The sequence below is a fragment of the Sphingobium sp. C100 genome, from assembly GCF_000508185.1.
In the GTDB taxonomy this organism is placed as follows: domain Bacteria; phylum Pseudomonadota; class Alphaproteobacteria; order Sphingomonadales; family Sphingomonadaceae; genus Sphingobium.
This window is the reverse complement of the sequence record NZ_AYOY01000152.1, coordinates 1-11,177: the sequence shown is the minus strand read 5'-3', so window position 1 is coordinate 11,177 and position 11,177 is coordinate 1. Positions and strand designations below refer to the sequence as shown.

Here is an 11,177-nt window from a genome sequence, read left to right as displayed (position 1 = left end):
AGCCCGTTGGCCGCCCATGGGGTCAGGCGGCCTTCAGGCGCGACGGCACGGCACGGACGCTGGCGAGCGCGGCCTGCGCATCGGCGTCCTGCCCTTCCGCGCCGGCTTCATGATATTCGGCATCCTCATTGACCTGCCACACGTCGTGGACGCGCTTGCCCGCGACGATGTTGCGCACGGTCAGCATCGCCGTCATCATCGCATGATCCTGATTATTATAGCGGTGCATCCCGTTGCGGCCGACCATGTGGAGCGTGGGATAGCGCGCTTCCAGTTCGGTCCGCATCGCCAGCACATTGGCGGCATAGGCATCGTCATAGACCGGATAGGCCTTTTCCTGCCGCACCACCGCCCCGCCGACCACGTCGTCCGGGTTGCACAGGCCCAGCGTCGCCATTTCCTGCTTGGCCAATTCGATGAGATCGGCGTCGGGCGAGGACCAGAGGCCGTCGCCTTCGAAGCAGAAATATTCAAGGCCGACGCAGGCGAGCGTCGGATCGGGCACCATTTCGGGCGACCAGCTGCGGAAATTCTGAATGCGGCCGACCTGGACCTTGGGATCGTGAATGTAGATCCAGTTGTCGGGGAAAATATCCTCTCCCTTCACCATCAGCGCAACGGTCAGGAAGTCGCGATATTTCAGGTCCATGGCCTGCGGCAGCGTCGCGGGCAGCGGATGGATGCGCCCCGCCAGTTCGCGCATCGGCGCCGACGAAATGACATGCGCGGCGCTGATGGCGACATCGCCATCCGGACCTTCGGCGATCAGACGCCAGGCGCCCCCGTCTGAACCGGGCCGTGCCTGATCTTCCTCCAGCCGCTTGAAGCTGTGCGCCATCAATATCCGGTTGCCGCCGGCCCGCACATGGTCGCGCGCGGCTTCCCACATCATGCCGGGGCCAAGGCGCGGATAGCGGAAGCTTTCGAGCAAGGTCTTGGTTTCCATGCCGTCATTGGGCTTCTTGTTCAGGCCCAGGCTGCGCTTCAGCCCATCCTTGACCGCGCCCCACAGCGACAGCCCCTTGATCCGCTGCGCCGCCCAGTCGGCCGACATTTCGTCGCAGGGCATCCCCCAGACCTTTTCGGTGTAGGTCTTGAAGAAGATGGAGAAAAGCTTGTGGCCGAAAGCGTTGACGGTCCAGTCCTGGAAAGACTGGATGTTGCGATTGGGGAAGAGCCGCGCCTTGGCGAAGCTCGCCATGCAGAGCGTCGAGCGCCATATGCCCAGATTCCACAGCGCCTCGAACGCGCGCAGCGGATAGCTGTAGAATTTGCCTTCATAATAGATGCGGCTCATCCGCGGGCGCTGGATGAAATCGTCGGGCAAAATCTCGTTCCACAGGTCGACCACCTGCTTCGACTTGGAAAAGAAACGGTGTCCGCCAATGTCGAATCGGAAACCGTCCAGCTCGACCGTGCGGCTGATCCCGCCGACATAGATGGGGTCTTTTTCGATCACGGTAACGCTGAAACCCTGCTTGGTCAGCAGATAGGCGGCGGTCAGGCCAGCGGGGCCGGCCCCGATGATGGCGACGTCCACGCTTTGGTCGGTACGCGGCATGGCAAGCTATTCCCCCGGATGATCCTTCGTGGCGTCCGGGTTGAAGGAAATCTTCTAAGGAGTGGTTAATGGCTGGTAAGGACAATGGGGCCGGCATTGCAAAGGGCCGTTCCACTTGCGTGAAACGGCCCCCGCAGTCCCCTTCGTGTGGGGGAAGGCTGCCGCGAGAAATCGCGGAGGAAAGCGTGGCGGCGTCAGCCCTGGCGCTGGGCGAGGGCGTCGAGGTCGCTGCGGGCGCCGTCGATCGCGGCGCCATAGCAGTTGCGATAATCTTCGGTCACCGGCAGGACCGATCCGTTGACGAAGCCGCACACCTGCTTGGAGGCGCGGATCAGCCGATAGTCGGCGCGGCGGATTCCGCTGGCGCTTGCCAGATTGAGGTCGGCCAGCGATACGGCGACCGAACGGGTTTCGGCGCCCGTATTGCCGTCGACGATCACATCCATGTCGTTGCTCCCGGCGCTCGCCACACCGGGCAGAGCAAGGGCCATCGTGGCGGCGAGCGCCACCAGCGTCTTGTTGGTCATCCTTGTAACTCCTGTCGAACAGTTTTTTCTGGTCTTGCGCCCCACGTCTGACGTGGAAGTAGGGTCGCGCCCTAAATAGGCGCGCCCGGCGCCATTGAAAAGGGGCCACTTGACAAAAAGTGGCGGATTTCCGCGATTTTGCGGGTGCGAAAGGCGGCCTTTCGCACCCGCGTCAAAACTTAATGGCGGAAGTGGCGCATCCCGGTGAAGACCATCGCCAGGCCCGCCTCGTCGGCCGCGGCGATCACTTCATCGTCGCGGATCGAACCGCCCGGCTGAATCACCGCGGTCGCGCCCGCCTCGACCGCCGCCAGCAGCCCGTCGGCGAAGGGGAAGAAGGCGTCGGAGGCGACCGCCGACCCGATGGTGCGCGGCTGGCTCCAGCCGGCCTTCTCGGCCGCGTCCTTCGCCTTCCACGCGGCGATGCGCGCGGATTCGAGGCGGTTCATCTGGCCCGCGCCGACACCGGCCGTGCTGCCATCCCTGGCATAGACGATGGCGTTCGATTTCACATGCTTGGCGACGGTCCAGGCGAACAGGCAGTCTTTCAGTTCCTGTTCGCTGGGCTCGCGCTTCGTCACGACCTTGAGCGCGGCGCGGTCCACCTGGCCATTGTCGCGGCCCTGCACCAGCAGGCCGCCGGCGATGGTCTTGATCTGGAGGCCTGCGCGCGCCGGATCGGGCAGGTCGCCGGTGAGCAGCAGGCGCAGATTCTTCTTCTTCGCAAAGATCGCGCGGGCCGCATCATCGGCGTCCGGGGCGGCGACGACTTCGGTGAAAATGCCGCTGATCGCTTCGGCGGTGGGACCGTCAAGCGGGCGGTTGACCGCGATGATGCCGCCAAAGGCCGACACGCTGTCGCAGGCGAGCGCCGCTTCATAGGCTTCGATCAGCGTTTCGCCGGTCGCGACGCCGCAGGGATTGGCGTGCTTGACGATCACCACCGTCGGCGGCCCGTCGCGAAATTCGCTGACCAGTTCCAGCGCGGCGTCGGCGTCGTTATAATTATTGTAGCTCAGTTCCTTGCCCTGGACCTGCTGCGCCTGCGCAATGCCGTTGGCGGTCGGCCCGACCGGCAGGTAGAGCGCGGCGGACTGATGCGGATTTTCGCCATAGCGCAGGGTGGAACCGAGCTTGCTCGCCACGGCCAGCGTTTCGGGGAAGGCGACGCCCTGGTCGGCGAAGGCGAACCAGCTGGCGATCATCGAATCATAGGCCGCCGTCGCCGCATAGGCCTTGGCCGCCAGCATCCGGCGGAAATCATAGCTGGTCGCACCCGCCTTCTCGTCCATCTCGGCGATCAGCCGGGCATAGTCGGCGGGATCGGTAACGATCGCCACGCTTTCATGATTTTTCGCGGCGGACCGGACCATGGACGGGCCGCCAATGTCGATATTCTCGATAATCTCGTCGCGCTCCGCGCCCTTGGCGACCGTGGCGGCGAAGGGGTAGAGGTTGACGACCACCAGGTCGATCGCGCCGATGTCATGCGCGTCCATCGCCGCGACATGCTCCGGGTTGCGCCGCACCGCGAGCAGGCCGCCATGGACCTTGGGGTGCAGCGTCTTGACGCGGCCGTCCATCATTTCGGGAAAGCCGGTGAGGTCGGAAATATCCTTCACGTCCAGGCCCGCCTCGCGCAGCGCCTTGGCCGTGCCGCCGGTCGACACCAGCTCCACCCCATGTCGGCCCAGCGCCTGGCCCAGTTCGACGAGGCCGGCCTTGTCGGACACGGACAGGAGGGCGCGCTTGATGGGGAGGTCGGTGGGCGTGACGGTCATGAGAAGGAGCTTCCTACAGGCAAAAAGGCGAAACGGCTTTGCGCCGTTCCCTTAATGGGGGGCGGGACAAAAATACAGCCCCGGACGCGCCGGCGACGCGCCGGGGGCGAAGTTCACACCGTCGTCGGACCATGCGAGGGCATTTCGGGCCAATCGCGCCTGTAAAGCGTCGGCAACGCGCCAGTGACGTATCAGTGACGCGCCAGCCGGGTAACGGCGACGCGCCACCGACGCGACAGCAAAGTCACAGCGACGCGCCACCGACGCATCAGGTGCAGCGGCGGAGGGTCGGGGGTCGGGGGGCGGGTGGCGGCACGGGTCCATCGGGCAGGATAGACCAGAGAAAATCCTACATTGGAAGACTTTCCGGCTGTCCGACGGCGGCTTTCGCTGACAGGGGTGAGGGCCGGTCGGGAGGCGACCGGAAGTGGATCGTCGAGCGGGGGGCAAGGTCGCTTGAACGCGGCCATCCCCATGATCGTCACACCAGCGGAGGATGGGGTCTCAGGCGCAGCGGGAGGACGCTGGAAAACTGCCACCCCGGCTGCTGCGCGTCTCCGCCTGAGATGCCAGCCTGCGCTGGCATGACGTTGAGAATATTGGCCGATAGGCGACTGTCCGGTTCGGACCGACGTCGCGGCGTTAGCTGACGCTCACACAGCATCGGCTGGCGACCACTTCAAGTCGCGCGGCAGCCCTCGCATTAACGCCTGCTCCTCGCCGGTATCTACCACTCGGATTGACTGTCCACATCAATCATGGTCAGCCTCGCTTCCTAAAGGTCGTATTGGCGATCTCTGAGCAAGCGATTGCAGGCGGGGGCTGAATCATGCTGGTTTCGATAAAGAAGATAAAGGGGCTTGGCATCTTCTCGGACTTTTCGGCCCCTGCCGAGCTCCAAAAGCTGAAACGCTACAACGTCTTCTATGGCGACAACGGCACCGGCAAGACAACCCTGTCGAATCTGTTCGCCGCGTTGCCCGAGGGCACTCATGCCGACCACCCTGACCTCGACTATTCCCTCGAGACCAGCGTGGGCCAACTCGTGCCCGGCCAGAAATGCCCGACCGGCATCCGCGTTTTCAACGCTGACTATGTGCAGGCGAACATTGGCCGCTTCGACGGACCGATTCGGCCGATCCTCATTGTCGGGCAGGATAACAAGCAGCTCGCAGACGAGGTTCGCACGGACGAAACTGCCCTTGCTGGCCGGGAGGCGTTGATCGAGGCCGAAAAGAAAGCGGTCGCCAAGGTAGGAAAAGAAAAGGACACGGCGTTTTCGGCGATCGCGAAAACGATTGGTGAAGCAACCAGCGGCACGACACTGAGAAATTTCAGGAAGCCGGACGCCGAAAAGGCATTCGCAAAGCTCGTCACTCCACAAATTCATGACGAGCGTACACTGGAGAAGCACAGGGCAACCCTCCATCAGCAACAGGAAGACCAGATTGCTGGGATCGCCGTTCCGCCGATCGCGGCCGGTCCCGTAGAAGCTCCTATCGCTCTGAAAGACATCATCGCACGCTATCTCGGCACAGCTCACGCCCTCGCCAGGCGAACGGCACAGTCGGCCGCCATCGCACGCCTGACCGCCAACCCGGACATCGCAGGATGGGTGGAGGCCGGACTGCAGCTCCATCGCAACCACGAGTCCGAGACCTGTGAATTTTGCGCGCAGGGCCTTCCGGCGGATCGCATCTCCGCTTTGGCCGAACATTTCAGTATCGAAGATCAGAGGTTGAAATCGGACATCGAAAACGCGCAAGCGTTCGGGACGCGCATTTCGCATGCCATCCGGTCTATCGAATTGCCGGCGAAGAGCGCGTTCTATGGCGAGCTTCGCCCGGAATGGATCGCCAAGGAGGCCGAGTTTCAGGTCGCACAGACTGCCTTGAGCGAGCAGATGGGTGCAGTCCAATCGCTTTTGTCCCGCAAGCTCACGGAGCGCACCGTCTCGCTCGATCCGACGGAGGTTATAGAGCCGTCAGGTTTCCTCGCCGCCATCGACGCCATGTCGGAGATCGTGAGGCGCCACAATGCGAAGTCGGCCGATTTTGAGCGCGAGAAGGCTGAGGCGAGAACAGCGATTGAAACCCACTACCTCTCCGGCATCCACGGCCAGATCGCGGCACTCGAAGCGGAAATTGAAAACAAGACACGTAGAATTGAGACGCTGACAAACGGCTCTGCCGACTCTGGCGACGCCCGAAGTCTCGACTCGATCCGCGCGCTCATTGCTGAGCGGAAGGCGACGATTTCCAGCGCACACGCCGGTAGCGCTGAATTGAGCAAGAGGATCGCGACGTTCCTAGGTCGCACCGACCTGACATTCGAGTCCATCGATGAAGGCTACAGGGTTCTCAGGCGCGGGAAAGCCGCGAAGCGATTGAGCGAGGGCGAGAAGACTGCGATCGCATTCGTATATTTTATTGTCCACTTAAACGACAACGACTTCAACATTCAGGACGGGATCGTTGTGATCGACGATCCGATTTCGAGCCTCGACTCATCCTCGATCTATCAGGCCTTTTCCTTCCTGAAGAATGCAGTGAAGAATGCCAAACAGGTCATCATCCTAACGCACAATTTCGATTTTCTAAAATTGTTGCTTAACTGGCTCTCACGCATCAATAATAAGAGCCATTACATGCTCATCTGTTCAGAGGCGAATGGCGCGAGGCAATCAAAAATTGCGCCGCTGGATACCCTTTTGGAAAAGCACCCGACAGAATATCACTATCTGTTCAAAACGCTTTACCAATATAGGTCGGATGGCACGATCCAAAGCTGCTATCATATCCCCAATGTCGCTAGAAAGGTTTTGGAGACCTTTTTAGAGTTTCATGTGCCGGCCAACGGCAATACATACGACCAGCTATCGAAGACCAATTTCGACGAGGATAAAAAGACCGCTATATACAAGTTCACGAATGACAACTCACACATCACGGGCAAAGGGTTTGATCCTGCCATCGTGGCGGAGACCCAGAAGAACGTCGCGTATCTTCTTGAAATGATCGAGGCAGTAGCGCCACTGCATTTCAACGGGCTTAAATCTATATCTGAGTAGAAACCCCAACAATACTTGGAAGAAATGCCGGTTTTTAGCACCGGCGGACGTTCAAGTTGCCCACAGAAATGTCGGCAGTGTCCCGGCCCTGTTCATAAGCAGAAGGCCTGCTTCCAAGCTCAGCAAGATCGCTGTGGAACGGCTGCCAATGGCGCAATGCGGATATCAAGCACGGGGGAAACGGATGCCCACTCCCACCCCTTCTCGTCATTCCTGCCAACGCGGAAACCCCGTCTCTTGACCTTGCTCCCAGGCGCAGGGCCGGGGAGATGGGGTCGCGCGTCCGTGGGGGGGGTGACGAGGGGACTGGCGCCTGCCTGCTCCCCATCCGAAGCTGCCGGGCCGGCGGTCAGCCCATCCGCTTGAAGAGCCAGCCGATGCTCGATCCGCCGGGCAGCGCCTCGCCCGTCACCACCAGTTGCTTGCCCGGATGGGGGCGGCCGTCGCCGTCGACCCACAGGCTGTCCTCGACGCTCAGCACGCCCGCGCCGGTGCGGAACTGCCACAGCGCGCCCAGGTCGATGCGCAGCAGCGCGCCCTGGCTGTCGGCGGTCAGCGTCGGTTCGACGCCGGGGGCGAGATGGAAGCGGAGCTGCACCGGCTGCTTGCCCGGCTTCTTGCGGCGTTCCGCCGGGGTCAGCATGTCTTCGCCACGCACTTCCCGGCCGTCGCCGCTGACCAGCAGCAGGCGGCGATGGACATAGCCCAGCCGCCGGACATAGCCGTCATGGGACAGGTCCAGCCGGCTGCCATTGTCCAGTTCCTGCCGGTTCAGCTCCACCTCGGTCACGCCCTTGCCCAGCGTGCCGTCGGGCAGCAGGGCGGTGGAATTGCTGTCGTTGAGGACCAGCGTGCTGTGCGCCGCGGTGGTGCGCAGGCCCTGCGCCAGATCGCGGGAAATCCACGCGCCCTCCAGCCCCGCGCCGCCGCAATTGACGATCAGGCGCAGCGGCCCGTCGCTGATTTCGATCGCGCCGGTCGAGGCGCAACCCGCTTCGGCGAGGCGCGCGACCGGCGGCGGGGCGGCGTCGACCTGCACCACGGTCGCGCCGGCGGCGATCCGTTGATAGCCCCAGTCGCGCGCCTGGCGCAGCGGCCGGGTGCGCACCCGGCTGGCGGCGATCACCGCCTCGACGCTTTGCGGGTCGATCGCGCCCGCGCCCTGCCAGTTGCCAAGGCCCCCGTCGCCATGGGTCAGGCCCAGCAGCGCCGGCACCGCGCGCGACAGCGCATCGGTCAGGCATAATGGCGCTTTTTCGCGCCGCACGTCATAGATGGCCCGCAGCATGGCCAGCAGCATCACCGCCTCCAACTGCGCCAGTGGCGATCGCGACAGGATCCCGCCATCGGGATGAAGGCCGGTGTCGATCGCGCGTTTCAGCCCGGCTTCGCCAAAGACGCGCCGCGCCTCGCCACCGGGGATCAGCAGCGCCGCGGCCAGGATCGCGCCCCAGGCGACCAGACGGGGCAGGCCCATCGGCGCCTTGTCGGCGCTGCGGTCGAGATGGCGGGCGGTGCGGGCGATGCAGTTGAGCACCAGCGAGCGATAGACAAGATCGCTCGACGACAGGATCAGCGGCGCATGGGCGGTCCAGAAAAGCAGGCGCCAGCCGGCATTGTCAGCGCGCCAGGCGGGTTCGCTGGGGGTTTCGGCATGGGCCGCCAGCCATTTGCGCATCACCGTTTCGGCGATCGGCGCGCCCTGTTCGCGCGTCGCGCTGCTGGCCAGGTCGCGCAGCCAGCGGAAGCTGTGCAGATAGTCGGCGAAGGCGGGGCCGATGCCGGGGCGGGCGAAATCCAGCGTGTCGATCGGCTGCTTCTGGCCGCGAAACAGGAAATAGCCCGCGCGGATCGCCGCCCCGGCGCGGCTGTCGCCGGGCACTTCGTCATCCGGCACGGCGAGCAGCTTGAGCGGATATTTGCCCTTGAGCTTGCGCCCGTGGATCGGCGTCTTCCAGCTCAGCAGATAGAAATGATTGGCGATCCGCTGGGTCAGCGACAGCCCCTTGTCATCCGCGACGCGGATGAGCCGCTTGCCCTGCTCGATGCCGTCATCGCCCGCTTCGGGCGGAAGATCCTGGCCTTTGCGGACGGGCATACGACGCGGCTCGCTCACCCGCCGCGCAATCGCCGGATATTGTCGGCATAGGCGCCCGGACCGCCGCGGAAGGTCGCGGTGCCGGCCACCAGCACATCCGCGCCGGCGTCGATCGCGCGCGGCGCGGTGGTGAAATCGATGCCGCCATCGACCTGAAGCCGGATGTCGCGGCCCGACTTGTCGATCATCTTGCGGATCGCCTCGATCTTGCGCAGCTGATTCTCGATGAAGCTCTGCCCGCCAAACCCCGGATTGACGCTCATCACCAGGATCAGGTCAACCTCGTCGATCAGATAATCGAGCATCTTGGCCGGGGTGCCGGGGTTCAGGACCACGCCCGCCTTCACGCCCAGCGACTTGATATGCTGGACGCTGCGGTGGATGTGCGGCCCGGCTTCGGGATGGACGGTGATGATGTCGGCCCCCGCCTGCGCAAAGGCGTCCAGATACAGGTCCACCGGCGAGATCATCAGATGAACGTCGAACGGCTTTTGCGTGTGCGGGCGCAGCGCCTTCACCACGGCCGGGCCGATGGTGATGTTGGGCACGAAATGGCCGTCCATGACGTCGATATGCACCCAGTCGCAACCGGCATCGTCAATGGCGCGGACCTCTTCGCCCAGGCGGGCGAAGTCGGCGGAGAGGATGGAGGGCGAGATGAGGATCGGACGGGTCATTAACCGTTCGCCTTAATCGTCGTGGGGGCAGGTGGCAACGGAGATTTTCCTGCGAGTCGGCCGGCACCCGCCAGCGCCCGCCAATGCCCGTCAAAGCATGACGAAAATAGTGGGATCGAGCCGGTGGGAGGGGGGTGCGCCCTGGGCCAGCATCTGCTTGACGCCGTGCAGCCCGACGACCTCCCCCGCCGCGTCCAGCACCGGCGCTGCGATCAGCCGCATCGCGCAGCGTCCCATGCCGTCCGCCTGTTCGATGTCGACGTCCAGGGTGAAGCCGCGCTTGTGGCGGATGGCATAGGCGCGCAGCCGCTCCATCGGTTCGCGCGAATCCGGGGCGTAGAGCGACACCGCGAGCGGGCGGGCCACGTCGAGATCCCGGTCCAGCCCAAAAATATCATAGACGCCCGCCGTCCAGCGCAACTGATTGTCGGCCAGGTCGCAATGCCACAGACCCAGCCCGCGTTCGGCGAGCGCGGCGTCGCTGCGGGCGATGTCCGGGTCCAGCAGCACCGGGGCGAGGTGGGTGCGCAGGTCGTAGAGCGGCCAGCTATGGTTCAACGGCAAGGGTTCGATCGGACGCAAATGCGGCGCACCTTCTGACGGAGCAACCGGCTGACGAGCCAGCCGGATGACGGACCATCTGGTCTAACCCGTTCATGGTTAATGCTTAGTTTGCATTTTTGGCAAGGCGCGCGATGAAAAATCCGTCGGTGCCGCCATGATCCGCGAGCGTTTGGGGCAAGGTGCGCAGCCAGCCGCGCGCGTCCGGCGCCATGCCCTGGGGCAGCGCGGCGGGATCGGCCGGCGACACTGTAAAGTCGGGATGATCGGCCAGGAAGCGGTCGATCTGCGCTTCGCCCTCGGCCTGCTCCAGCGAACAGGTGGCATAGATGATCTGCCCGCCCGGTTTCAGCCAGCCGGCCGCGCGGGCCAGCAATTGCGTCTGCAATTCAGCCAGTTCGGCGATCTGGCGCGGGCCGATGCGGTGCAGCACATCGGGATGGCGGCGATAGATGCCGGTCGCCGAACAGGGCGCGTCGAGCAGGATCGCATCGACCGGCGCGGGCGGCTGCCACTGGCGCAGATCCGCCTCTACCACCGCCGCGCTCAGCCCGGTGCGGGCCAGATTTTCGGACAGCCGCTCCAGCCTTTTGCGCGACTGGTCGATCGCCGTCACGGCCCAGCCGGCCGCCGCGAGCTGCATCGTCTTGCCGCCCGGCGCGGCGCACAGGTCGAGCACGCTTCGCCCCGCGCCCGGTCCCAGCAATCGAGCGGCGCAGGATGCGGCAATATCCTGCACCCACCACGCCCCCTCGGCAAAGCCCGCGAGCGTGGGAATGGCGGCGCCTTCGGGCAGGCGGACATGGCCGGGCGCGAAGGAGACGCCGCCCAGCGTGGTCGCCCAGGTCGTCGTCGCGGCGGGATCGCGCAGGCTGATGTCGATCGGCGGGCGAGCGGCATAG

General features: G+C 64.2%; 8 protein-coding genes. 1 reads left to right on the top strand and 7 read right to left on the bottom strand.

Annotation, left to right across the window (positions count from 1 at the left end):
• Nucleotides 1-22: 22 nt before the first annotated feature.
• The 3 genes from C100_RS37755 to purH form a co-directional block, all read right to left on the bottom strand.
• Nucleotides 23-1,561, bottom strand: coding sequence for an NAD(P)/FAD-dependent oxidoreductase (locus tag C100_RS37755; RefSeq protein ID WP_024020283.1), 1,539 nt, complete (start codon nucleotides 1,559-1,561; stop codon nucleotides 23-25).
• A 194-nt stretch (nucleotides 1,562-1,755) separates the two neighbouring features.
• On the bottom strand, nucleotides 1,756-2,088 hold the full coding sequence (locus tag C100_RS37750; protein WP_024020282.1) for a UrcA family protein: 333 nt from the start codon (nucleotides 2,086-2,088) through the stop codon (nucleotides 1,756-1,758).
• Nucleotides 2,089-2,267: 179 nt separating this feature from the next.
• Nucleotides 2,268-3,869, bottom strand: coding sequence for a bifunctional phosphoribosylaminoimidazolecarboxamide formyltransferase/IMP cyclohydrolase (purH, locus tag C100_RS37745; protein ID WP_024020281.1), 1,602 nt, complete (start codon nucleotides 3,867-3,869; stop codon nucleotides 2,268-2,270).
• A gap of 829 nt (nucleotides 3,870-4,698) precedes the next feature.
• Between purH and C100_RS37740 the strand changes: the two genes are divergently transcribed.
• A complete protein-coding gene (locus C100_RS37740; RefSeq protein WP_024020280.1) occupies nucleotides 4,699-6,939 on the top strand; it encodes an AAA family ATPase in 2,241 nt (746 codons plus the stop codon).
• A 349-nt stretch (nucleotides 6,940-7,288) separates the two neighbouring features.
• Here C100_RS37740 and C100_RS37735 read toward each other — a convergent pair whose 3' ends face one another.
• The 4 genes from C100_RS37735 to C100_RS37720 all read right to left on the bottom strand — a co-directional run.
• Nucleotides 7,289-9,037 (bottom strand): heparinase II/III family protein, encoded by a 1,749-nt coding sequence (locus C100_RS37735; protein ID WP_024020279.1) that lies wholly within the window; start codon nucleotides 9,035-9,037, stop codon nucleotides 7,289-7,291.
• A 14-nt stretch (nucleotides 9,038-9,051) separates the two neighbouring features.
• Nucleotides 9,052-9,714, bottom strand: a complete 663-nt coding sequence (rpe, locus tag C100_RS37730; protein ID WP_024020278.1) for a ribulose-phosphate 3-epimerase — start codon at nucleotides 9,712-9,714, stop codon at nucleotides 9,052-9,054.
• Nucleotides 9,715-9,804: 90 nt separating this feature from the next.
• Nucleotides 9,805-10,296 (bottom strand): hypothetical protein, encoded by a 492-nt coding sequence (locus C100_RS37725; RefSeq protein ID WP_024020277.1) that lies wholly within the window; start codon nucleotides 10,294-10,296, stop codon nucleotides 9,805-9,807.
• A gap of 85 nt (nucleotides 10,297-10,381) precedes the next feature.
• Nucleotides 10,382-11,177: RsmB/NOP family class I SAM-dependent RNA methyltransferase (locus tag C100_RS37720; RefSeq protein WP_024020276.1), on the bottom strand; the 796-nt coding region annotated here is incomplete at its 5' end.

Excerpts from the sequence above, each read along its gene's own strand:
- C100_RS37755 (WP_024020283.1), bottom strand. The coding sequence starts at position 1,561 with ATGCCGCGTACCGACCAAAGCGTGGACGTCGCCATCATCGGGGCCGGC.
- C100_RS37750 (WP_024020282.1), bottom strand. The coding sequence starts at position 2,088 with ATGACCAACAAGACGCTGGTGGCGCTCGCCGCCACGATGGCCCTTGCT.
- purH (WP_024020281.1), bottom strand. The coding sequence starts at position 3,869 with ATGACCGTCACGCCCACCGACCTCCCCATCAAGCGCGCCCTCCTGTCC.
- C100_RS37740 (WP_024020280.1), top strand. The coding sequence starts at position 4,699 with ATGCTGGTTTCGATAAAGAAGATAAAGGGGCTTGGCATCTTCTCGGAC.
- C100_RS37735 (WP_024020279.1), bottom strand. The coding sequence starts at position 9,037 with ATGCCCGTCCGCAAAGGCCAGGATCTTCCGCCCGAAGCGGGCGATGAC.
- rpe (WP_024020278.1), bottom strand. The coding sequence starts at position 9,714 with ATGACCCGTCCGATCCTCATCTCGCCCTCCATCCTCTCCGCCGACTTC.